Here is a 20,599-nt window from a genome sequence, read left to right as displayed (position 1 = left end):
CGCCCCCAACCCCTCCCCTGAAGGGGAGGGGCTTAATAGCTTGCGTTCCGGCCCGCCCGCCCCTATAGGCGCACGCTTCCCGTCATGGTCATCCCTGGAGGCGTGGCGGGCGACGTTAAACCTAGCAATTTGGAGACATGCATATGAGCGATCAGCTTACGCTGTCGGCCGAGGCGCGCGATCGGGCTGGCAAGGGAGCCTCCCGTGCCCACCGCCGCGAGGGCCGCGTACCCGCCGTCATTTACGGAAACAATGAAGAACCGACCTCGATCCACATCGAGGAAAAGGGGCTGATGAAGCAGCTCCACACCGGCCACTTTATGAATACGGTCGTCATGATCGAGCTGGGCGGCAAGAAAGTCCGCACGCTCCCCAAAGACGTCCAGTTCCATCCCGTCAGCGATCGCCCGCTGCATGTCGATTTCCTGCGCATCAGCGAACATGCCAAGGTCACCGTCCAGGTGCCCGTCGTGTTCGTCGACGAAGAAAATGCCCCCGGCATCAAGCGCGGTGGCGTGCTCAACATCGTTGCGCATGACCTCAGCCTCGTCTGCGACGCCGCCGAGATCCCCGACCAGATCGAGATCTCGCTTGCCGGCCTCGACGTGGGTGGCTCGATCCACCTCGGCGACATCAAGCTGCCCAAGGGCACCGAAGCCGCTGGCGCGGACAGCGACCTGACGATCGCCACCGTCGTCGCTCCATCGGCGCTCAAGGCCGAAGAGGCCGCGGAAACCGTGGAAGCCGTCGCGGCTGACGAGGTTCCCTCCGCGCAGAAGGCCGACGAGGAATAAGGCGTTACGGCCGGCGGTGGCACACGCCATCGCCGGCACGCCCTTCCCCAATTCCCATGCAGATCTGGGTCGGCCTCGGCAATCCGGGCGCGCTCTATGCGATGCACCGGCACAATGTCGGCTTCATGGCGGTCGACGCCATCGCCGAGGTGCACGACTTTTCGCCGGTCAAGAAGGCGTTCCAGGGCTGGACGCAGGAAGGCCGCATCGGCGGCGAGAAGATCCTGCTGCTGAAACCCGCCACCTTCATGAATGAAAGCGGCCGCGCAGTTGGCGAGGCGATGCGCTTCTACAAGCTCGAGCCCGAGCAGGTGACTGCGTTCCACGACGAGCTCGACCTGCCCCCTTTCAAGGTCAAGGTGAAGATCGGCGGCGGTACAGCGGGGCATAACGGCCTGCGCTCGACCGAGGCGCATATCGGCAATAATTTCCGCCGCGCCCGCCTTGGCATCGGCCACCCCGGCCACAGGGACCGCGTCACAGGCCATGTGCTCGGCAACTATGCCAAGAGCGAAATCGAGCGGTTGTCCGACATGCTCGGCGCGATCGCGGCCGAAGCGGACTGGCTGGCGAAGGGCGATGACGCGCGCTTCATGAACGATGTGGCGCTGCGGCTGCAGGAAAGCTAAGGGGCACAGCCCGTCGCCTTCACGTCACCGCAGCGGAAGCTGGGTCTGCTAACGAGAATAGCGCTCAATCAGCGGGAGATGCCAGCTTTCGCTGGCATGACGCGAACAAGGAAAGAGAGTTCACAATGGGTTTTCGTTGCGGCATCGTCGGCCTTCCCAATGTCGGCAAGTCGACGCTCTTCAACGCGCTGACCGAGACCGCGGCAGCGCAGGCAGCGAACTATCCCTTCTGCACGATCGAGCCCAATGTCGGCAACGTCGCGGTGCCCGACGATCGCCTCGACAAGCTCGCCGCAATCGCGGGTTCCGCCAAGATCATCGAGACGCAGCTTGGCTTCGTCGACATCGCCGGCCTCGTGCGCGGCGCGAGCAAGGGCGAAGGGCTGGGCAACCAGTTCCTCGGCAATATCCGCGAGGTCGACGCGATCGTCCATGTGCTGCGCTGCTTCGAGAATGACGACGTCACCCATGTCGAAAACCAGATCGACCCCGTCGCCGATGCCGAGACGGTCGAGACCGAGCTCATGCTCGCCGACCTCGAAAGCCTCGAGAAGCGCGTCCCCAACTATGTGAAGAAGGGTCAGCAGGGCGACAAGGAATCGAAGATCGCCGCGAGCGTGCTCGGCCAGGCGCTCGACCTGTTGCGCGAGGGCAAGCCCGCGCGGCTGACCCAGCCCAGGGACGAGGAAGAGCGCCGCGTGTTCGAGCAGGCGCAGCTGCTCACTTCCAAGCCCGTGCTTTATGTCTGCAATGTCGAGGAAGAGAGCGCGGCCAACGGCAATGCGCTGTCCGCCAGGGTGTTCGAAAAAGCCAAGGCCGAAGGCGCGCAGGCGGTGGTAGTCTCGGCCGCGATCGAGGCCGAGATCGCGACGATGGAGCCCGCCGACCGCGCCGAGTTCCTGTCCGATCTGGGCTTGTCCGAAACCGGCCTCACGCGCGTCATTCGCGCCGGCTACGAACTGCTTCACCTCATAACCTTCTTCACCGTGGGGCCCAAGGAGGCACGCGCCTGGACCGTCGAAAAGGGTTCCAGGGCGCCGCAGGCCGCGGGCGAGATCCACAGCGATTTCGAGCGCGGCTTCATCCGCGCCGAGACGATCGCATTCGACGACTATATCGCCTGCAAGGGTGAAGCCGGCGCGCGCGACGCGGGCAAGCTGCGGCAGGAAGGCAAGGAATATGTCGTGGCGGACGGCGACGTGATGCTGTTCCGCTTCAACGTGTAACTATTTCCCCTCCCTGCCAGGGAGGGGAGCACGCGGGACTGGACCCCGTCATCGGGACGTAGCAAAGCACCGCCATTGGCCTTTGGCCCAATGGAGATAATCGTGCCGCTTTTCCGCAACTTCGCGCCCGTCCTCGCGCTCGCCGTGTTCACCGCCTGCGCGCAGCTGCCGCCTCCTGCCCCCACAGCCAGCGCCCAACAGGAAGCGCGCGCTCCCGTCACCATACTGATCTCGATCGACGGGTTCCGCCCCGACTATCTCGATCGCGGCGTGACGCCCGTGCTGTCGAAGCTGGCCGCCGAGGGCGTGCGCGGCGCGATGCGCCCTTCCTTCCCCTCCAAGACCTTCCCCAACCACTATGCGCTGGTGACGGGCAAGCGTCCCGACCGCAACGGCATTGTCGCCAACAAGATGGAGGATCCGGGCCGCCCCGGCGAAGTGTTCACCATGGCGAGCGACGATCCCTTCTGGTGGAACGAGGCGACGCCGATCTGGGTCGACGCGGAAAAGGCGGGCGTTCGCACCGCGACCATGTTCTGGCCCGGGTCCAATGTCGCGATCGGCGGCGAGCGCGCGCCAAAATGGCCCAACACGATCACGGGCGGGACGCGCCCCTCGGACTGGCAGCAGTTCAACCAGATGATCAGCAACACACAGCGCATCAACGCGGTGGTCGACTGGCTCCGCCGACCCGCTGCGACCCGCCCGCGCTTCGTGACGCTCTATTTCGATACGGTGGACACCGCCGGCCACAATTTCGGCCCCGCCGACCCGCGCACGCTGGAAGCGGTGGCAGAGGTGGATCGCCAGATCGGCACGCTCGCCAGCGAACTCGCCGCGCTCGGCCAGGCCGCCAACCTCGTCTTGGTGGCCGATCACGGCATGGCCGAAACCTCTTCGGCGCGCGTGATCGCGCTCGACGCTGTGCTGACCGCGGGCGACTACCGCGTCATAGAGACCGGCCCCTATGTCGCGCTCGAAGCGGCTCCGGGGCGCGCAGCCGCGCTCGAAGCAAAGCTGTTCGCGCGTCACGAGCATATGCAGTGCTGGCGCAAGGCCGACATCCCCGCGCGCTTCCATTATGGCCGCAATCCGCGCGTGCCCGCCTATCTGTGCCTCGCCGACATCGGCTGGGAGATCCTGCAAAGCGCGCCGAGGGAGGCCTATGTCGAGGGTGCGCACGGTTATGACAATGAAGCGCCCGACATGGCCGCGCTGTTCGTCGCCAACGGCCCCGCATTTAGTGCGGGCGCAACGGTGCCGGCTTTCGACAATGTCGACATCCAGCCACTGCTCGCGCGACTGATCGGGGTGACGCCGGCGCCGGGTGACGGATCAGCAGCGGTGTTCGAGCCCGTGCTTATAACTGGACGTAATTGACGTTTCCGTAATCGTCATGTTGAGTCATCGGGGAATCAACACCCCCGGAGAGAGTGATGCAGTATTTCGAGGATCTGGAAGTCGGTGCGAAGAACCGCTTCGGGCGCTATGAGGTCACGCGCGAAGGCGTGATCGACTTTGCACGGCAGTTCGATCCCCAGCCCTTCCACCTCTCCGACGAGGCAGCGGCGAAAACACACTTCGGCCGGATCGCGGCGAGCGGCTGGCACACATGCTCGATGGTGATGGCGATGATCGTCGAGAATCTGGCGAAGCACCAACAGGCGGGGCTAGGCGGCATCGGCATAGACGAGCTGCGCTGGCTGAAGCCCGTCTATCCCGGCGACGTGCTGACCGTGGAGACCGAGTTGCTCGAAAAGAAGCGCTCGCGCAGCAAGCCGCATATGGGCTCGTTCCGCTCGCGCCTGACCGCGTTCAACCAGAAGGGCGAGCCCGTGATGAGCTATATCAACACGGCGCTGATCGCGACGCGCGATCCCGAGGGGAGCGACTAGACTGCGAGTTCAGCGGCTGGTTTCGAGTCAAAATCGGCCTTCTCCCTTGAGGGAGAAGGATACGGAGCCTTGCCGACCCTGAACTCGTTTCAGGGGAGGCTAGGCGTAGTTGGATGAGGGGGTGAAAGGCTGAAATCCGCACCCTGCGCTCGAGTTACGCCCCCTCACCCAGCTCCGACTAGGCGGCATAGCCGCCAAGTCTGCGCAACCCTCTCCCTCCAGGGAGAGGGCCTAATGTGTCCACTCCATCCCCTAACGAACGCAATCCCTCAATCCCGCTGGCGCGGCCCCCTATCGCGGCCAACGCTGCTGCGTTCGCCCGAACGTTCGCGCGCCGACATGCCCCGCCCCTCGCCGCGCTCGATCCTCGGCTGCGGGCGCGCTGCCTCGCCGCGCTGGCGCCAGGCGGGGCGCTCGGTCATGCGGCCGGGATTGGTCGCGTCCTGGCCGGGCGTACGATTGCGGCGGAAATCACCGCGGTTATCCCCGCGCCACGCCGGACGGTCGGCGCCACGGTCGGGACCGTCAACATTATCGGCCGTCCGATCACGGCGATAGCCGCGCCAGTCCGCGCGCGGCTGGCGGTCATTGTCGCGGTCGCGCCATGCGTGGCGGCGGCCTTCCCAATAGCGGCGATGCCCGTCGGACCAGCGATGGCGATAGCCCTTGCGATCGAAGACGTAATAGCCCGTGCCGGGATAGTAGAAGCCGTCATACCAGCCATAATAGCGCGGATAGTAATCGTCATAATACCAGGGGTCGTACCAGCCGCTGCCATAGCCGACCGAGACGCCGCCATAGCCATAGCCGTCGTCATAGGCGCAGCCGGCAAGCCCCGCCGAGGCGGCGAGGGCGAGCATGATCGTGCGCAGGCGTGGCACATACATGGGACTTCTCCACAGATCCCCTGTCGTACCGATATGGTGATCGCGGTGCTGTGAATAAAGCGTGAACCGGGAAAGGCCTGAAAATCCGTGCGTTGATCGCGGTGAATCGCGCTCAGTCGCCTTCGAAGGCGACCAGCGCATGCGTATCGACGCCGGCCGTGCGCAGCCGCGCCGCGCCCCCCAAATCGGGAAGGTCGATCACGAACAATGCGCCCGCGACGACGCCGCCATGATTGCGGATGAGGTCGACCGTCGCCATCACGGTGCCGCCGGTGGCGATCAGGTCGTCGACGATCAGGACGCGGGTGGCGGGCTGGAGGTCGTGCGCATGCATCTCGAGCCGGTCGGTGCCGTATTCGAGCGCGTAGTCGACACCGACGCGCTCACCGGGCAGCTTGCCGGGCTTGCGGATGGGGAGGATGCCGATGCCCAGCGCCTGCGCGATAGGGGCACCGAAGATGAAGCCCCGCGCCTCTATGGCCGCGATCAGGTCGGGCTTCAGCGTCATCGCGACCGCGGCGAGGCGTTCGACGCAAACGGAAAAGCCTGCCCCGTCGAGGAGCAGGCTCGTAATGTCGCGGAACTGGATCCCCGGCTTCGGAAAGTCGGGGATGGTCCGGATGAGCGCCTTCAGATCGTCATTGCCGCTGAAGGCGCTCATCGTTCGCCACGTCCTTGCTTCTTGAGCACTTCCTTGCCGGAAAACCGGTCCCCACTTTTCCGGGAAGTGCTCAGTGCTTCTTGTCGCGCCAGATGTTCTGGTACGCCATGTAGGTCAGACCGGTGAAGATCAGCAGGAAGAGGATCGTCACCAGACCCGTGCTGTGACGGCTCTCCAGCTTGGGTTCGGCGGTCCAGGTGAGGAACGCGGCGACGTCTTTCGCCATCTGGTCGACGCTCGCCTTGGTGCCGTCCGAGTAGCTGACCTGGCCTTCCATCAGCGGCGGCGCCATCGCGAGGTTCAGGTTCGCGAAGTACGGATTGTAGTGCAGACCGGTGCCCGTCTTCGAATCCGGGAACTTCTTGAGCAGCTCCTCGGGTTGCTGGGCTTGGAAGCCTGTCAGCAGCGAGTAGACATAGTTCGTCCCGTCGTGACGCGCCTTGGTCATCAGCGAGAGATCAGGCGGCAGCGCACCCGCATTGCCCGCACGCGCAGCGACCTCGTTGGCAAAGGGTGCCGGGATCTTGTCGGCCGGGATCGACTTGCGGGTCGCGGCCTCGCCGGTTTCCGGGTTGACCGACGGCGTCTCGACCGCCCATTCGCTGGCGATCGTCTTGGTCTGACCCTCGGTGTAGCCGATGCCCTGCAGATCGCGGAAGGCCACGAGGCGGAGCGAATGGCACGCCGCGCAGACTTCCTTGTAGACCTGGAAGCCGCGCTGCAGCTGCTGACGGTCATATTTGCCGAGCGGGCCGCTGAACGACCAGTCGACCTTCTTGGGATGCAGATGGAACTCGTGTTCCGCCGTGGGCTGCGGCGGTTCCTTCACATAGGCCACCGCACCCCAGAGGAGCGACCAGAGAAGGACCCCGACGAAGCCGAGGCCGACGAGAAATCCGATGGGACGGACCATGATTGCGATTACCCCTTATTCGGCCGGCGCAAGGGCGGCTTCGCCCGACGCCTGGCCATGCTTCGCCAGCACGGCTTCGGTGATGGAATTCGGCAGCGGAAGCGGCCGCTCGATACGCGAAATCATCGGGATGATGATCAGGAAGTGCGCGAAATAATACGCCGCCGCAATCTGCGAGATCATCACATAGGGCTCTTCAGCCGGCGCGCCGCCGCAATAGCCGAGCACGGCGATGCAGGGGATCAGGCCGAACCAGAAGAACTTCCTGAACAGCGGACGATAGCTCGCCGAGCGCACGATCGACTTGTCGAGCCAGGGCAGGAAGAAGAGCAGCAGGATCGACGCGAACATCGCGATCACGCCCCACAGCTTCGCGGGCAGGATGAAGTCGACGGTGAAGGCGCGCAGGATCGCGTAGAACGGCCAGAAATACCATTCGGGCACGATGTGCGCGGGCGTCGAAAGCGGGTTGGCCGGGATATAGTTGTCCGGGTGGCCGAGCAGGTTCGGCGCGAAGAAGAGCAGCAGCGCGAACACGATCAGGAAAACGCCGACGCCGAGCCCGTCCTTGGCGGTGTAATAGGGGTGGAAGGGAACGGTGTCCTGCGGCCCCTTCACGTCGACGCCCGTCGGGTTGCTCGAACCCGGGATGTGCAGCGCCCAGATGTGGAGGATGACCACGCCCACGATCACGAAGGGCAGCAGATAGTGGAGCGAGAAGAAGCGGTTGAGCGCGGCGTCGTCGGGCGCGAAACCGCCGAGCAGCCAGGTCTGGATCGGCTCGCCGACCAGCGGGATCGCACCGAACAGGCCGGTGATCACCTTGGCGCCCCAGAAGCTCATCTGGCCCCAGGGAAGGACATAGCCCATGAAGGCGGTCGCCATCATCAGCAGGAAGATGACGAGGCCGAGCAGCCACACCATCTCTCGCGGCGCCTTGTAGGATCCGTAATAAAGGCCGCGGAAAATGTGGGTATAGACGACGATGAAGAACATCGAGGCGCCGTTGGCGTGCGCATAGCGCAAAAGCCAGCCCGAGTTCACGTCGCGCATGATGTGCTCGACCGAATCGAACGCCACCGCCCCGTTGGCCGCATAGTGCATCGCGAGCACAATGCCGGTGACAAGCTGGATGACCAGCGCGGCGCCCGCGAGGACGCCGAAATTCCACCAGTAGTTCAGGTTGCGCGGCACCGGATAGCCGGGGCCCGTCGCATTGTAGATCAGCCGCGGCAGGGGCAGCTTTTCGTCCAGATAGCGCATGAAGGGATGCTTCGGCGCATATTGCTCAGCCCAGGGAAAGCTCATGTTTTTCTACCCCTCAACCGACCTGAACGACGGTGTCTGACGTGAAATTATATTCCGGCACCTCGAGGTTCTTCGGGGCCGGACCTTTGCGGACGCGCGCGGCGGTGTCGTAGTGCGAGCCATGGCAGGGGCAGAAATAGCCGCCGAACTCGCCCTTGATCTCGCCCTCGCCCACGCCGAGTGGCACGCAGCCCAGATGGGTGCAGACGCCCATGGTGATGAGCCACTGCGTCTTGCCCGCCTTGGTGCGCTCTTCCAGCGTCTGCGGATCGCGCAGGATGTCGAGCGGCACCGCGTCGGCTTCCGCGATTTCCTTGGGAGTCAGATGGCGCACGAACAGGGGCTGTTTGCGGAAGATCGTCTTGATCGCCTGGCCCGGCTGGATCTGCGAAATGTCGACCTCGATCGAGGCGAGCGCGAGCACGTCCGCCGACGGATTCATCTGGTTGATGAGCGGCAGGGCCACGCAGGCCACGCCAACGCCGGCGAAGCTCACCGCCGCAATATTGATGAAGTCCCGGCGCCTCACGCCCTCCTCGGAGGGGGGAGCCTCGGCCGGTCCGGTTGTTTCAAGCGTAGCCATTCACCTGCCCTTGCGCTTCGAATCGAAATGCCGGGGCCAATGGCATTTTGCCTTGCCGCAAATGCTCAGACAGACCCCTGCACAGCCGCCCTCGTGCCCTATGCGGGTCTCCCGACGGTTCGCGGCCTGATAGCCATGGAATCGACAAAAAGCCAACAGCCAATTTGAGCGACTTGTGACGGAAGCGCTGGCTGCTTAAGGCGAGCGCCATGCGGATCGCGCTCTATCAGCCCGAGATCGCCGGCAACGTCGGCGCAATACTGCGCCTTTCGGCCTGTTTCGGCGTCCCCGTCGACATCATTGAACCCTGCGGCTTCGCCTTTTCGGACAAGCGACTCGCGCGCGCGGGAATGGACTATGCGGCAGACGCTGAAATCACCCGTCATGCCGACTGGGACGCGTTCCAATCCGTCCGAACCGGACGGCTGGCGCTGATGACCACCAGGGGCAGTGTCTCGCTCTATGACGCGACCTTCAACCCGACCGACGTGTTGCTGCTCGGATCCGAGGGTGCGGGCGTACCCGAGGAGGTGCATCGCCGCGCCGACCTGCGCATCCGGATTCCGCTGCGCGCCGGCTTCCGCTCGCTCAACGTCGGCATGTCCGCCGGCATCGCGCTTGCCGAAGCGCTGCGACAGACGAAAGGCTTACCCGAATGATCGAGCTCGATTCCGAACAGCAGGCGGCGCGCGACTGGTTCGAATCCCTGCGCGACCGCATCTGCGCAGAGTTCGAGAGCATCGAGCGTGAGGCGGGCAGCGACGCCGCCTTCGACTATGCCCTCTGGGACCGCGCCGATCCGAGCGGCGCGCCGGGCGGGGGCGGCGTGCGCGGCGTGATGAAGGGCCGCGTGTTCGAGAAGGTCGGCGTCAACGTCTCGACGGTCGGCGGCCGTTTCGAGGGCGATTTCGCCAAGACGATCCACGGTGCGGGTGAAGACCCGCGCTTCTTTGCCACCGGCATCAGTCTCGTCGCGCACATGGCCAACCCGCATGTGCCCGCGGTCCACATGAACACGCGCTTCCTCGTCACCACGAAACGCTGGTTCGGCGGCGGCGCCGACCTCAATCCGCCCATTCCCTATGACGAGGACACGCGCGACTTCCACGCGCGGCTCAAGGCCGCATGCGACGCGCACGATTCCGGACATTATCCGCGCTTCAAGCAATGGGCCGACGACTATTTCTACATCCCGCACCGCAAGGTGCATCGCGGCGTGGGCGGTATCTTCTACGATCATCTCGAGGGCGATTTCGACGCCAATTTCGCGTTCACACGCGATGTGGGCGAAGCCTTTCTCGACATCTTCCCTCAGATCGTGCGGCGCCGCATGGGCATGGCCTGGACCATCGCCGAAAAGGCGCAGCAGCTCGAATGGCGCGGGCGCTATGCCGAGTTCAACCTGGTCTATGACCGCGGCACATTGTTCGGGCTCAAGACGGGCGGCAATATCGACGCGATCCTGATGAGCCTGCCCCCGGAGGCGACATGGGCCTGAGCGCGGTTCCCAGGGGGCAGGTGGCGGCGATCGTCACTTCGCTCGAGATGCTTGCGCGCCCGGCGCTGAAGCCCCTGCCTGCCTCCCCGCTGCGCCTCGAACGCTGGAGGGCGCCCTCGGCCGAGAAATACCGCGCGCTGTTCCGTCGCGTGGGCGAGCCCTGGCTGTGGTTCTCGCGGCTGATCATGGACGATGAGCGATTGATAGACATCCTCCATGACGAGCGCGACGAGATCTATGCCGTGGTCGACGCGCAGGGGATCGAGGTCGGCATCCTCGAACTCGATTTCCGCGAGGAGGGTCAGTGTGAACTCGGCTTTTTCGGGCTGGTGCCCGAGTTGGCAGGCAAGGGCCATGGCCGCTGGCTGATGGCACAGGCTATGGCGCTCGGATGGCGCAAGGGCGTGAAGCGGCTCTGGGTCCATACCTGCACGCTCGACCATCCTGGCGCGCTCGGATTCTACCGCCGCGAAGGCTTCGTCCCCTTTGCGCGCTCGGTCGAGACCTTCGACGATCCGCGCCTGCACGGCTGGCTGCCGCGCGATGCGGCGCCGCATGTCCCGATCATCGAGGGGTAGCTCCTCGATCCTGACGAAGCGATCTATGCCAGCTGCGCGTAGATCCGCGCGATCGCCGCGGTCGCGAAGACCGAGACCACGGCGTTGAGCAGCCCGCCCAGGATGAGGATCAGCAACGTGGACAGGCTGCCCGGCTCGGGGCGCCCCGCGGTGAGCGTAACGAGGATCCCGCCGATCGCGTTGACCGCGACCGCGACCACCACCACAACGATCGAGATGACGACAAGGAAGCCAAGCAGCTTCCAGAAATGCCCCGAGGTGAGCGCCCAGCTGCGCCTGAGCATCGCGATCGGCCCGATGGCCTCGTTGGCCCCGACGGCATTGAGGAGCATCAGCCGCACGCAGACGAAGAACAGCAGGGGCAGCGTCACGAGCAGCAGCAGCACCGCGGTTCCGCTCGGTGCACCCGCCTCGCTGGCTCCCGTCATTACGACGAGCGGCGTCAGGATCAGCGCAACCGCGAAGCCGAACAGGAAGATCGCGCCGAACACGGGCAGCACGCGCCGCGCGGCGGCGCCGATTGCGTCCCTGACCACGGTGCCCGGGTGCAGCGCCATGATCGTGAGCGTCAGCGTGCCGAGCAGCGTTATCAGCAGCATCGGCAGGAAGAAGAATGCCCAGAGGCCCGGTTCGGACTGCTCGCCCGGCACGGGCACGGGCGCGGTTGCCTGGAACAGGATGCTCGGCAGCGCGATCAGCGCGAAGGCAACGGGGAAGAGCAACGATCCCTCACGCCTGACGAAAGCCGCGGCTTCGTTCCACGCCACCGAGATCGATAGGGTTTTCATGAGAATCCTTCCTGTTGCCCGAGCGCTGCTTATGCGCAAAGCCGCGGGCGCGCACAATGCGGCCCTTGCCAGCGCGCTGCGCCGTCGCCAATTAACCCCGCAATGACCGAGATTTCCGCGATCGAATGGCAGCACAGCGCCGGGCGCGTGCCATATCCCGAGGCTCTTGCCGACATGGAGGCGCGCGCAGCCGCGATCTTTGCGGGCGAGGCGGGCGAGCGCATCTGGCTGCTCGAACACCCCCCGCTCTACACCGCGGGCACCAGCGCCGATCCCGCCGAACTGCTCGATCCGCGCTTTCCCGTCTATCCCGCCGGTCGTGGCGGACGCTACACCTACCACGGGCCCGGCCAGCGCGTCGGCTACATCCAGCTCAACCTCGCCGATCGCGGGCGCGACGTGCGCTGCTTCGTCAGCGCGGTCGAAGGCTGGGTGATCGCTGCACTGGCGGAGCTGGGCGTCGAGGCGTGGCGCGCGCCCGGCCGGATCGGCATCTGGACCGACGACGGCGGCAGAGAGGCCAAGATCGGGGCGATCGGCGTGCGCGTCCGGCGCTGGGTGACGCTTCACGGCTTTTCGCTGAACGTGGACCCGGATTTGACCCATTTCGGGGGCATCGTCCCGTGCGGGATCAGCGAATATCCTGTCACCAGCCTGGCCGCGCTTGGCAGAACTCCCGGGATGGAGGCGGTCGACGACGCGCTGCGGCGCAGCTTTCCCACCTTTCTGGCGTCGCTGGGGTGCGCCCAAAGAAGCGGTTGAGGCGTATCAACTTTCTGTTTAGGCTCCCTGCCGATTTGGGCAGAAGGCCAGAGGCCACCAGATCAAGGGACAAATAGGGAGTTTGAAATGCGTGACCTTCTCTCGAAGCTGATGACCGGCTCGATGATCGCCGGTGCGGCGCTTCTGGTTTCTGCCTGCGGCAAGACCGAGCCCGCTGACAACACCGCAAATGTCGTCGAAATGAACGCCGAAGACAGCATGATGAACGGCGCCACCAGCGACATGATGACCAACACCGACGCGGCGATGGCCAACGACGCCAACGCAGCCGCCGACGCGGCGAATGCGGCGGCGAACGCCAGCAACGCGGCTGCGAACGCTGCCAATGCGGCGACCAACGCCACCAACGCCAACTAAGCGAACACGGGGCCTTTAGAACGGTCCCGACGCCATTGGTGACATGGGCCGTCCGGCAATCCGGGCGGCCCTTTTTGCATGACCCAGTCGACCGAAACGCCGAAAATAGTCCGAACGTGCTGCGCGACGGATGAATTCAGACTTCGCCCTTGAGCCCGACTCCCAAAGAATCTAGGCATGACCTCATGTTCGGGGTCGTGACTTCAAGGCGGGATAAGATGATGACGGGGATCAGGGCCGCGGCAGTGGCCGTGGCAGCGTTCGCAATGACGATGGCAGCGCCCGCATCGGCGCAAATCTTCCTCAAATCGCCCAATTTTGCGGGGCCACGCGTGACGGGTACCGAACCCGGCGTGCTGCTGCCGCTGCCTGGCGCGCGCCCCGAGGAACTGAACGCGGCGATGGTGTGGAGCATGCGCGCGGGCCTCAACGTCGCGGCGCTGCAGTGCCAGTTTGCGCCCACGCTACTGACGCTCAACCAGTATAACTATATCCTGTCAGATCACTCGGCCGAGCTCGCCAAGGCCTATGATACGCTTCACGGCTATTTCAAGCGGCAGAACAAGAACCCGAAGGCCGCGCTGACCGCGCTCGACCAATATGGCACCCGCACCTATCTGGGCTTTTCGACCGTGCATGGGCAGCTCGGCTTCTGTCTCACCGCCAGCCGAATTGGCAGCGCCGCGATGTTCGCGCCACGCAACGGTCTGGCCGAAGTAGCGGCGACACGGATGATGGAGTTCCGCAACAGCCTGCAGCGCGCGGGCGAGCAGCAGTTCCCGATGTTCCTGGTCTATGACTATCAGAAGCCGCCGGTGCGCCTCGAAAAGGCCTGCTGGGACGGCAAAAACATGCTCAAGAAGAAATGCCGCTAGATATTTAGCCGCAAGCTATCTGAGCCCCAGCAGCTTGTGCGTCTGCAGCGACAGGCGCCATTTGGGGCGTGCCATCGCAAATTCGATCGCGGCGCGGACATTAGCCTCACCGCGCTCGTCGTCCATCGGCTGGATCAGGAAGTGCTGGAAGTCCCAGGCTTCCATCGCCTCGAAATCGCTGCCCGGCTGCGGCCAGACAAGCTTGAGCTCGTCGCCCGATCGCTGGACGACGTCGCTCCCCGCCTTGGGGCTGACGCAGATCCAGTCGAGCCCCGCGGGCGCGGCGATCGTGCCATTGGTTTCAACCGCAATCTCGAAACCCTCGGCGTGGAGCGCGTCGATTAATGGCGTATCAAGCTGGAGCAGCGGCTCGCCGCCGGTACAGACAATATACGCCTTGCCGAGATCCTCACCCCAGAAGCCCGCGGCGGCGCGCGCCAGCGAGGCAGCGTCGGCGAACTTGCCTCCGCCGCTGCCGTCGGTGCCGACGAAGTCGGTGTCGCAGAACTGGCAGACCGCCTTCTCGCGATCCTGCTCACGCCCCGTCCAGAGATTGCAGCCCGCAAAGCGCAGGAAGACTGCGCGGCGCCCGGCGCGCCGCCCCTCACCCTGAAGCGTCAGGAACATTTCCTTGACGGCGTAGCTCATGGCGCGCCCGTGTCGACCAGCCCCGCATCGGCGAAGCCTTGCGCGCGTAGTCGGCAGCTATCGCACGCGCCACAGGGTTTGCCCTCGGGCGTCGGATCATAGCACGACCAGCTCATGCCACTGTCGAGCCCCAGCCGCGCCGCTTCGCGCGCGATGTCGGCCTTGCCGAGATGCTGGAGCGGCGCGTGGATCCTGAAGGGCTCGCCCTCGACGCCTGCCTTGGTGGCGAGTTCGGCGAGCCGCTCGAACCCCTGGATGAACTCGGGCCGGCAGTCGGGGTAGCCCGAATAATCGAGCGCATTGACCCCGACGAAGATGTCGCGCGCGCCCGCGGCCTCGGCCCAGCCGAGCGCGACCGACAGGAAGATCGTGTTGCGCGCGGGAACATAGGTCACGGGGATGGCCCCTTCCTCCACCCCCGACTTGGGCACCGCGATGTCATCGGTCAGCGCCGAGCCGCCAAAGCCGCGCAGGTCGAGCGGCAGCACGATGTGGCGCTCGGCGCCGATCGTCTTGGCGATGCGCGCGGCGGCATCGAGCTCGATGCGGTGACGCTGGTTATAGTCGATGGTGAGCGCTAGCACGCTGAAGCCCGCTTCCTTTGCGAGCCCCGCGCAGACCATCGAGTCGAGGCCGCCCGAAAGCAGCACAACCGCCCGACGGGCGCCGTTCCTTGCATTGCTATCCATGATGCGCGGCGCGCTACGCCTTGTGGCCCGTGCTGGCAAGGTCCCAACTATTGGAATGGAGCCTAAAACAAATGGGCCGCACCCTGAAGAGGAAGCGGCCCAGTTCCGGCTTATGCAGCCTTGCTAGGGAGGAAAGCGTGCCTCAACGCGGCACAAGGGATACCCTAGCAGCAGATGGTAAACAGCGCGTTAACGCCGAAGGCGATCACCCACAATTGCCCAGGCGGCGCCCCTCATAGCGTGAATTGAAGGGGGAGCTTTCGGCGATGCCCTGCGACTCGATCTGAATCAGGCGGCCGCTCTCGACGCGGATAGTGGTACGTCCATGCCCCGCCCCCGGACAGGTATAGTGTACGGTCGCGCGGTCGGGCTTGCTGTCGATCACGAAGCGCGAACAGGCGCCGGCGCGGTGGCGAATCTGGATCAGCGTCGACGGGTCGGCGACGCAGACGCGCCGGGGCTGCGCGTTCGAACCACGCTCACGAAGTTCCCACATCCCCTTTTCTATCGCGCCCAGCGCGGGCAGACCCGGCGCATGCGCAGGCTGTGATGTCGCGGGGCCTGCGGCGGCCAACGCACCCACGGAAAGCAGCGATACACGGGACAGGGACGCTCGATTCATTCCGACTTTCCTCTACGCCGACAAGCATCGGCCCGACGCGGCTGCGATCCCAGACGCCGCGGCGGATGGTTGTTACGGTTAGATAATGTCGGCTTAATTAACGGCAAGCCGCAAGGACAGCTTTATTCGCCCGCCTCCGCGAGCAGGATTGGGAAGCTGCGCGCGCAGAAGGCGCAATCGACCCGGATCACGCCATCGTCACCCGCCATCGCCACGCGCTCGTCCTCGGGGAATTTGCGGATCACCGATTCGATGTGCGCAACGTCGCAGCGACAGCCCTTGGTGAGCATCTGCCCGCCGAGCAGGCGAACCTCGTCCTCCTCGTTGAACAGCCGCCAGACGATCGTTTCGAGCGGCAGCGCGGGGTCGGTCAGTTCCGCTGCGCTGATCGTCTCGCCGAGCATGCGGACATGCTCCCATTCAGGATGATCCAGCCGCGTGTGCAAGCGCTCGCGCCCCGTTTCGCCTTCGGGCAGGTGCTGGAGCATCAGGCCGCCGGCGCGACACCCCCCCGCCCCGCCCTGTGCGGTCGCGAGCCGGACGAGACTGGGAATCTGTTCGGACTGGCAGAAGTAGCTCTCCGCCGCCTCGGCGAGCGAGGCACCCTCGAGCGGGACGATACCCTGATAGCGCTCGCCCGAGACCGCCTGGTCGAAGGTGATCGCGAGATAGCCCTTGCCGAACAGCGCGAACAGCGTCGGCTCGGCGGGCACTTCTGCAAGGCGATCGGCGTCGAACTTGACGTAGCCGCGCACCTCGCCCGCGCGATAGTCGCAGACGAGCAGTTCGATCACGCCGTTTTCGGTCTGCGCCTGGAGCGTCATCTGCCCCTCTTCGCCCTTGAGCGTCGAGCCGAGCAGTGCGGTCAGCGCGAGCGCCTCAGCCAGCACCTTCTCGATCGCGGGCGGATAGCCGTGCGAGGCAAGCACCTGGTCGAGCACGGGCCCGAGCCGTACCAGGCGGCCGCGCGCATGGCGGCCGGGAATGGTGAAACCCAGCTGGCGATCGAGTTCGGCTTCGAAATTGGAATCAGAGGACACCGAAAGCTCCGTTCGTCCCGAGCGAAGTCGAGGGACGTCTGTTGTCGTATAAACGTGTCGCGACTTCGCTCGACACGAACGGGACCTTAGATAGTTAGCTTATGCCCGTTCTCAACCGAGCTTGCCGAGCGCCCAGAGCAGCACCGATTTCTGGGCATGGAGACGGTTCTCGGCCTCGTCCCAGATCACCGAGCGGGGACCGTCGATGACCGCACCCACAACCTCCTCGCCGCGATGCGCGGGGAGGCAGTGGAGGAAGAGCGCGTCGCGCTTCGCATGCGCCATCAGCTCGCTCGTCACCTGATAGGGCATCATCGCCGCTAGCTTGGCCTCGGCATGCTCCTGCCCCATCGAGATCCAGGTGTCGGTCACGACGACATCGGCATCCCTGGCCGCTTCCACTGCATCGCGCGTGATGCGGATATCGGCGCCGCGCGCGCGCGCCGCCTCGACATAGCGATTGTCCGGATCATAGCCCTCGGGACAGCCGATGCTCACGTTGAAGTGCATCAGCCCCGCCGCCTCGACGATCGAGTGGAGGACGTTGTTGCCGTCGCCCAGCCACGCCCATTTGGAGCCCGGCAGCGCCTTGCCATGTTCGATCACGGTCAGCAGGTCAGCCATGATCTGGCAGGGATGCGAGGCATCGGTGAGCCCGTTGATGACGGGTACGCTCGCATGATCCGCCATCTCGCGGATCTTGGCGTGATCGTCGGTGCGGATCATGATCGCATCGCAGTAGCGCGAGAGCACGCGGGCGGTGTCTGCAATCGTCTCGCCGCGCCCGAGTTGCATCGAGCCCGCGTGCATCACGATCGATGTGCCGCCGAGCTGCCGGATCGCCATGTCGAACGAGACGCGGGTGCGCGTCGAGTTCTTCTCGAAGATCATCGCAAGCGTGTGGCTGGCGAGCGGCGCGTCCTTGTCGGCCGCGCCTTTGGGACGCCCCTTGCGCGCGGCCTTGCGGTCGAGCGCGTCGTTCAGCATTGCGGCGATCGCGTCGCCGCCCGCGTCGGTGAGGTCGAGGAAATGCCTGCCCTCAATCATCGCTCGGCACCCCGTAGGTCCGTGCGCCTGCGCTCAACCGCTCGATCGCGTCGGCAATGTGGCTTTCCTCGATCACCAGCGGCGGCAGCACGCGGAACACATTCTCGCCCGCCGCCACCGTCAGCAGCCCGTGATTGTCGCGCAGATGTGCCACGAAATCGCGCGACACCGCCGGCTCCTTCAGCTTGATGCCGAGCATCAGGCCCTTGCCGCGGATCTCCTCGAACAGATGATCGTGATTGGGCATCAACTGCTCGAACGCCTGGCGCAGCCGCTCGCCCATCGTGGCGACATGCTCGAAGAAGCCGGGCTCCAGCATTACGTCGAGGATCGCCTGGCCCGCCGCCATCGCCAGCGGATTACCGCCATAGGTCGAACCGTGCGTGCCGATCACCATGCCCTTGGCCGCTTCCTCGGTGGCGAGGCAGGCGCCGAGCGGGAAGCCGCCGCCGATGCCCTTCGCCGCGGTCAGGATGTCAGGGGTGATACCGTAATGCTCATAGGCCCACATCTTGCCCGTGCGGCCGTATCCGCACTGGATCTCGTCGAGGATCAGCAGCAGGCCGTGCTCGTCGCATGCCTTGCGCAGGCCCTGGATGAACTCGGACGTACCCGCGGTCATCCCGCCCTCGCCCTGCACCGTCTCGACCAGGAAGCCGGCGGTCTCGTCGTCGATCTTGGCGAGCGCGCCCTCGAGATCGTTGAACTTCACATAGTCGAAGCCGGGCAGCAGCGGCTCGAAGCCGTCGCGCATCTTGGGCTGGTCGGTAGCGCTGATCGCCCCGATCGAACGGCCGTGAAAGGCGTTCTTGAAGGTGATCAGCTTGTGCCGTTTCGGGTTTCCGTTGACGTAGTGATAGCGGCGCGCGGTCTTGATCGCGCACTCGATCGCCTCGACGCCCGAATTGGTGAAAAAGACGGTGTCGGCAAAGCTGTTGTCGACGATGCGCTGCGCCAGCGCCTCGCCCTGCGGGCTGCCATAGAGGTTGGAGACGTGCATCAGCGTCGCCGCCTGCTCCTGGATCGCCTTGGTCAGGTGCGGATGGCCATGGCCAAGCGCGTTCACGGCAATGCCTGCCGCGAAATCCAGATATTGCTCGCCCTTCTCACCGTAGAGATAGCAGCCCTCGCCTCGGACCGGACGCACGCCACACCGCGGGTAGACGGGCATGAGGGGCGTGATGGTCATCGCAGGGACTCCTTCGTTGCGGATTGAGAAACGCAAAAAGGCGACCTCCAAGGTCGCCTGACGCCAGCCCTATACAGGGACGGGGGTTTGCGGGTCAATCGCGGAGGGAACGGCTCAGGCGGCCACCGCCGGACGGCCATCGGCACGTGGATCGAACGTCACGCGCGCCTGTACCGCCTCGCCAGCGGTGCGCCGCCATGCGCCCGGCGCGATCCCGGTCACGCGCTTGAAGGCCTTGGAAAAGGCGGATTCGGACTCATAGCCAACGGCATAGGCGATCTCCGCGGTCGACTGTTCGCCCTTGCGCAGCAGGTGGCCGGCGCGGAACATGCGCCAGTGCGTCAGATATTCAAGCGGCGCGGCTCCGACGGCTTCCTTGAAATGCGCGGCAAAGGCGGAGCGCGACATGCCCGCGACATGGGCTAACGAGTCGACCGTCCAGTCCTTGTCGAGCGCGGCGTGGATCGCGCGAAAGACGGGGCCCAGCCTGCGATCGCAGAGCGCGCCGAGCCAGCCGCCCGCGGCCGCCCCCGCCTTGGCCGCGTGCGCGCGGATGGTCTGGATGAAGAGGACGTCAGCAAGCCGGCTGATCATGATCGAGGAGCCAAGCCCGCCCTGCTGCGTCTCAAGCGCGAGCAGTTGCAACGTCGCCTCGAGAAGTTGCGAGCGCTGCGCATCCATCCGCGTCTGGATCAGCGCCGGCATGAGTTCGACGAGCGGCCGGGCGCCGATCGCGTCGTACAGGAACCAGCCGGTGACCACGGTGGCCGTCGCACCGCCGCCGCCCAGCCGCACGACATGGTTCTCGTCATATTGCTTCAGCGCTTGATAGCAATTCTCCGCAGGCGAGTTCGGGTGGTCGCGCAGCGAATAGCGCGTCCCGCGCACGATGACATAACAGTCACCCGCCGCGAGCGGGATCGGATCGGGCTTTCCCTCCATCTCGAGCCAGCAATGCCCCTCGACAACCAGGCCAAAGCGCGCCGCCTTGCCGGGCACGAAATTGATCCCCCAGGGTGCGGTCGCCTCGATCCGGGCGTGGATCGCGCGATGCACGCGCATCGCGGAGAAGATGTCGTCGATCGGGTCCATGAAGGTCTCTCTGGACGATTGGCAATGAATAACGGTGATATAGAGCTATAACGTCCACGTTTCCAGTTTTATTGAGAAACTGTTCTTTCCCCAGGAACCGGAGCTTTCCATGAGACTGGCAGTATCGCTCATCCTCCTCGCCGCGCCCGGCGTGGCGATGGCGGCGTCGGCGCCGGGCACGGCGACGATCAACCACGGCACCGCGCTTCCCGATCGCGTGATCGTCGACAATAATTTCTGGAGTTGCGGCGAAGGCAGCTGCCGCGGCCCGGGCGACGACCGTCGTGTCGCAGTCGAGCGCGCCTGCAAGGACCTCGCCAAGCGCGTCGGCATTGTCGACGCGATCACGGTCGGCAGCACCGTGCTTGATGCCACCCAGCTCGCCGCCTGCAACAAGAGCGCGCGCAACAAGTCCTGAGTTACCCGAGGCTCTCCTCGGCGCCCGGCCTTCAATGATGTCGGGCGCCTTTTTTGTGTCCGGCGCACCCGGCGCGATG

25 protein-coding genes are annotated in these 20,599 nt (G+C 65.1%); 12 read left to right on the top strand and 13 right to left on the bottom strand.

The genetic code is table 11. From position 1 onward, the window contains the following. Nucleotides 1-143 precede the first annotated feature (143 nt). From AC3WJD_RS16990 to AC3WJD_RS16970, 5 genes are all read left to right on the top strand, one after another. Nucleotides 144-794 carry a 50S ribosomal protein L25/general stress protein Ctc gene (locus AC3WJD_RS16990; RefSeq protein ID WP_492747905.1) on the top strand — a complete coding sequence of 217 codons (651 nt, stop codon included), beginning with the start codon at nt 144-146 and terminating at the stop codon, nt 792-794. A gap of 56 nt (nt 795-850) precedes the next feature. Beyond that, entirely contained in the window at nt 851-1,423 is a 573-nt protein-coding gene (gene pth / locus AC3WJD_RS16985; RefSeq protein WP_492747904.1) for an aminoacyl-tRNA hydrolase, read from the top strand. A 125-nt stretch (nt 1,424-1,548) separates the two neighbouring features. Further along, nucleotides 1,549-2,649 (top strand): redox-regulated ATPase YchF, encoded by a 1,101-nt coding sequence (ychF, locus tag AC3WJD_RS16980; RefSeq protein WP_492747903.1) that lies wholly within the window; start codon nt 1,549-1,551, stop codon nt 2,647-2,649. Between the two features lie 102 nt (nt 2,650-2,751). After that, the gene (locus tag AC3WJD_RS16975) at nt 2,752-4,029 is read left to right on the top strand and encodes an alkaline phosphatase family protein (RefSeq protein WP_492747902.1); all 1,278 of its coding nucleotides are present in this window, start codon (nt 2,752-2,754) and stop codon (nt 4,027-4,029) included. A 56-nt stretch (nt 4,030-4,085) separates the two neighbouring features. Continuing rightward, nucleotides 4,086-4,544 carry a MaoC family dehydratase gene (locus AC3WJD_RS16970; protein WP_492747901.1) on the top strand — a complete coding sequence of 153 codons (459 nt, stop codon included), beginning with the start codon at nt 4,086-4,088 and terminating at the stop codon, nt 4,542-4,544. 269 nt (nt 4,545-4,813) lie between these two features. Here AC3WJD_RS16970 and AC3WJD_RS16965 read toward each other — a convergent pair whose 3' ends face one another. The 5 genes from AC3WJD_RS16965 to petA all read right to left on the bottom strand — a co-directional run bounded on the left by AC3WJD_RS16965 (nt 4,814) and on the right by petA (nt 8,896). Next, entirely contained in the window at nt 4,814-5,431 is a 618-nt protein-coding gene (locus AC3WJD_RS16965; RefSeq protein ID WP_492747900.1) for a hypothetical protein, read from the bottom strand. Between the two features lie 112 nt (nt 5,432-5,543). After that, nucleotides 5,544-6,092, bottom strand: coding sequence for an adenine phosphoribosyltransferase (locus AC3WJD_RS16960; protein WP_492747899.1), 549 nt, complete (start codon nt 6,090-6,092; stop codon nt 5,544-5,546). A gap of 70 nt (nt 6,093-6,162) precedes the next feature. After that, complete coding sequence (locus tag AC3WJD_RS16955) at nt 6,163-7,005, bottom strand: cytochrome c1 (RefSeq protein ID WP_492747898.1); 843 nt, start codon at nt 7,003-7,005, stop codon at nt 6,163-6,165. A 15-nt stretch (nt 7,006-7,020) separates the two neighbouring features. Further along, nucleotides 7,021-8,313, bottom strand: coding sequence for a cytochrome b (locus tag AC3WJD_RS16950; protein WP_492747897.1), 1,293 nt, complete (start codon nt 8,311-8,313; stop codon nt 7,021-7,023). Between the two features lie 13 nt (nt 8,314-8,326). Next, on the bottom strand, nt 8,327-8,896 hold the full coding sequence (petA, locus tag AC3WJD_RS16945) for a ubiquinol-cytochrome c reductase iron-sulfur subunit (protein WP_492747896.1): 570 nt from the start codon (nt 8,894-8,896) through the stop codon (nt 8,327-8,329). A 209-nt stretch (nt 8,897-9,105) separates the two neighbouring features. Here petA and AC3WJD_RS16940 point away from each other — a divergent pair, with 209 nt between their 5' ends. The 3 genes from AC3WJD_RS16940 to AC3WJD_RS16930 are packed head-to-tail and all read left to right on the top strand — an operon-like array spanning nt 9,106 to nt 10,972. Further along, nucleotides 9,106-9,555, top strand: coding sequence for a tRNA (cytidine(34)-2'-O)-methyltransferase (locus AC3WJD_RS16940; RefSeq protein ID WP_492747895.1), 450 nt, complete (start codon nt 9,106-9,108; stop codon nt 9,553-9,555). Beyond that, complete coding sequence (gene hemF, locus AC3WJD_RS16935) at nt 9,552-10,394, top strand: oxygen-dependent coproporphyrinogen oxidase (RefSeq protein WP_492747894.1); 843 nt, start codon at nt 9,552-9,554, stop codon at nt 10,392-10,394. Before AC3WJD_RS16940 ends, hemF begins: the two co-directional genes overlap by 4 nt. Then, the gene (locus AC3WJD_RS16930) at nt 10,385-10,972 is read left to right on the top strand and encodes a GNAT family N-acetyltransferase (RefSeq protein ID WP_492747893.1); all 588 of its coding nucleotides are present in this window, start codon (nt 10,385-10,387) and stop codon (nt 10,970-10,972) included. The genes hemF and AC3WJD_RS16930 overlap by 10 nt, the downstream gene beginning before the upstream one ends. A gap of 23 nt (nt 10,973-10,995) precedes the next feature. On the opposite strand, the gene AC3WJD_RS16925 is transcribed toward AC3WJD_RS16930, so the two are convergent. After that, a complete protein-coding gene (locus tag AC3WJD_RS16925) occupies nt 10,996-11,760 on the bottom strand; it encodes a DUF7847 domain-containing protein (protein ID WP_492747892.1) in 765 nt (254 codons plus the stop codon). Nucleotides 11,761-11,862: 102 nt separating this feature from the next. On the opposite strand from AC3WJD_RS16925, the gene lipB reads away from it, so the two are divergent. The 3 genes from lipB to AC3WJD_RS16910 all read left to right on the top strand — a co-directional run bounded on the left by lipB (nt 11,863) and on the right by AC3WJD_RS16910 (nt 13,775). Further along, nucleotides 11,863-12,522: a lipoyl(octanoyl) transferase LipB gene (lipB, locus tag AC3WJD_RS16920; protein ID WP_492747891.1), complete on the top strand. Its 660-nt coding sequence runs from the start codon at nt 11,863-11,865 to the stop codon at nt 12,520-12,522. A gap of 87 nt (nt 12,523-12,609) precedes the next feature. After that, nucleotides 12,610-12,900 carry a hypothetical protein gene (locus AC3WJD_RS16915; protein ID WP_492747889.1) on the top strand — a complete coding sequence of 97 codons (291 nt, stop codon included), beginning with the start codon at nt 12,610-12,612 and terminating at the stop codon, nt 12,898-12,900. Nucleotides 12,901-13,118: 218 nt separating this feature from the next. After that, nucleotides 13,119-13,775, top strand: a complete 657-nt coding sequence (locus AC3WJD_RS16910; RefSeq protein ID WP_492747888.1) for a hypothetical protein — start codon at nt 13,119-13,121, stop codon at nt 13,773-13,775. A gap of 15 nt (nt 13,776-13,790) precedes the next feature. Here AC3WJD_RS16910 and queE read toward each other — a convergent pair whose 3' ends face one another. The 7 genes from queE to AC3WJD_RS16875 all read right to left on the bottom strand — a co-directional run bounded on the left by queE (nt 13,791) and on the right by AC3WJD_RS16875 (nt 20,102). Next, nucleotides 13,791-14,423, bottom strand: coding sequence for a 7-carboxy-7-deazaguanine synthase (gene queE, locus AC3WJD_RS16905; RefSeq protein ID WP_492747887.1), 633 nt, complete (start codon nt 14,421-14,423; stop codon nt 13,791-13,793). Beyond that, nucleotides 14,420-15,112, bottom strand: coding sequence for a 7-cyano-7-deazaguanine synthase QueC (gene queC / locus AC3WJD_RS16900; protein WP_492747886.1), 693 nt, complete (start codon nt 15,110-15,112; stop codon nt 14,420-14,422). Before queC ends, queE begins: the two co-directional genes overlap by 4 nt. A 205-nt stretch (nt 15,113-15,317) precedes the next feature. Beyond that, nucleotides 15,318-15,734: a DUF3617 domain-containing protein gene (locus AC3WJD_RS16895; protein WP_492747885.1), complete on the bottom strand. Its 417-nt coding sequence runs from the start codon at nt 15,732-15,734 to the stop codon at nt 15,318-15,320. A gap of 122 nt (nt 15,735-15,856) precedes the next feature. Further along, on the bottom strand, nt 15,857-16,774 hold the full coding sequence (hslO, locus tag AC3WJD_RS16890) for an Hsp33 family molecular chaperone HslO (protein ID WP_492747884.1): 918 nt from the start codon (nt 16,772-16,774) through the stop codon (nt 15,857-15,859). 111 nt (nt 16,775-16,885) lie between these two features. After that, nucleotides 16,886-17,821 (bottom strand): ornithine carbamoyltransferase, encoded by a 936-nt coding sequence (gene argF, locus AC3WJD_RS16885; protein WP_492747883.1) that lies wholly within the window; start codon nt 17,819-17,821, stop codon nt 16,886-16,888. Further along, entirely contained in the window at nt 17,814-19,010 is a 1,197-nt protein-coding gene (locus AC3WJD_RS16880) for an aspartate aminotransferase family protein (RefSeq protein ID WP_492747882.1), read from the bottom strand. The genes argF and AC3WJD_RS16880 overlap by 8 nt, the downstream gene beginning before the upstream one ends. Nucleotides 19,011-19,124: 114 nt before the next feature. Continuing rightward, nucleotides 19,125-20,102, bottom strand: coding sequence for an AraC family transcriptional regulator (locus AC3WJD_RS16875; protein WP_492747881.1), 978 nt, complete (start codon nt 20,100-20,102; stop codon nt 19,125-19,127). A 109-nt stretch (nt 20,103-20,211) separates the two neighbouring features. On the opposite strand from AC3WJD_RS16875, the gene AC3WJD_RS16870 reads away from it, so the two are divergent. Then, complete coding sequence (locus AC3WJD_RS16870; protein WP_492747880.1) at nt 20,212-20,520, top strand: DUF8200 family protein; 309 nt, start codon at nt 20,212-20,214, stop codon at nt 20,518-20,520. Nucleotides 20,521-20,599: the final 79 nt, after the last annotated feature.

Source organism: Sphingobium sp. FW306-1B-F04DB (genome assembly GCF_058781925.1).
This window is presented reverse-complemented; position numbering and strand designations above follow the sequence as displayed.

Bases quoted from the DNA above. Each gene is read 5' to 3' on its own strand.
- AC3WJD_RS16990 (WP_492747905.1), top strand. From the start codon at position 144: ATGAGCGATCAGCTTACGCTGTCGGCCGAGGCGCGCGATCGGGCTGGC.
- pth (WP_492747904.1), top strand. From the start codon at position 851: ATGCAGATCTGGGTCGGCCTCGGCAATCCGGGCGCGCTCTATGCGATG.
- ychF (WP_492747903.1), top strand. From the start codon at position 1,549: ATGGGTTTTCGTTGCGGCATCGTCGGCCTTCCCAATGTCGGCAAGTCG.
- AC3WJD_RS16970 (WP_492747901.1), top strand. From the start codon at position 4,086: ATGCAGTATTTCGAGGATCTGGAAGTCGGTGCGAAGAACCGCTTCGGG.
- AC3WJD_RS16965 (WP_492747900.1), bottom strand. From the start codon at position 5,431: ATGTATGTGCCACGCCTGCGCACGATCATGCTCGCCCTCGCCGCCTCG.
- AC3WJD_RS16960 (WP_492747899.1), bottom strand. From the start codon at position 6,092: ATGAGCGCCTTCAGCGGCAATGACGATCTGAAGGCGCTCATCCGGACC.
- AC3WJD_RS16955 (WP_492747898.1), bottom strand. From the start codon at position 7,005: ATGGTCCGTCCCATCGGATTTCTCGTCGGCCTCGGCTTCGTCGGGGTC.
- AC3WJD_RS16950 (WP_492747897.1), bottom strand. From the start codon at position 8,313: ATGAGCTTTCCCTGGGCTGAGCAATATGCGCCGAAGCATCCCTTCATG.
- petA (WP_492747896.1), bottom strand. From the start codon at position 8,896: ATGGCTACGCTTGAAACAACCGGACCGGCCGAGGCTCCCCCCTCCGAG.
- AC3WJD_RS16940 (WP_492747895.1), top strand. From the start codon at position 9,106: ATGCGGATCGCGCTCTATCAGCCCGAGATCGCCGGCAACGTCGGCGCA.
- hemF (WP_492747894.1), top strand. From the start codon at position 9,552: ATGATCGAGCTCGATTCCGAACAGCAGGCGGCGCGCGACTGGTTCGAA.
- AC3WJD_RS16930 (WP_492747893.1), top strand. From the start codon at position 10,385: ATGGGCCTGAGCGCGGTTCCCAGGGGGCAGGTGGCGGCGATCGTCACT.
- AC3WJD_RS16925 (WP_492747892.1), bottom strand. From the start codon at position 11,760: ATGAAAACCCTATCGATCTCGGTGGCGTGGAACGAAGCCGCGGCTTTC.
- lipB (WP_492747891.1), top strand. From the start codon at position 11,863: ATGACCGAGATTTCCGCGATCGAATGGCAGCACAGCGCCGGGCGCGTG.
- AC3WJD_RS16915 (WP_492747889.1), top strand. From the start codon at position 12,610: ATGCGTGACCTTCTCTCGAAGCTGATGACCGGCTCGATGATCGCCGGT.
- AC3WJD_RS16910 (WP_492747888.1), top strand. From the start codon at position 13,119: ATGATGACGGGGATCAGGGCCGCGGCAGTGGCCGTGGCAGCGTTCGCA.
- queE (WP_492747887.1), bottom strand. From the start codon at position 14,423: ATGAGCTACGCCGTCAAGGAAATGTTCCTGACGCTTCAGGGTGAGGGG.
- queC (WP_492747886.1), bottom strand. From the start codon at position 15,112: ATGGATAGCAATGCAAGGAACGGCGCCCGTCGGGCGGTTGTGCTGCTT.
- AC3WJD_RS16895 (WP_492747885.1), bottom strand. From the start codon at position 15,734: ATGAATCGAGCGTCCCTGTCCCGTGTATCGCTGCTTTCCGTGGGTGCG.
- argF (WP_492747883.1), bottom strand. From the start codon at position 17,821: ATGATTGAGGGCAGGCATTTCCTCGACCTCACCGACGCGGGCGGCGAC.
- AC3WJD_RS16880 (WP_492747882.1), bottom strand. From the start codon at position 19,010: ATGACCATCACGCCCCTCATGCCCGTCTACCCGCGGTGTGGCGTGCGT.
- AC3WJD_RS16875 (WP_492747881.1), bottom strand. From the start codon at position 20,102: ATGGACCCGATCGACGACATCTTCTCCGCGATGCGCGTGCATCGCGCG.
- AC3WJD_RS16870 (WP_492747880.1), top strand. From the start codon at position 20,212: ATGAGACTGGCAGTATCGCTCATCCTCCTCGCCGCGCCCGGCGTGGCG.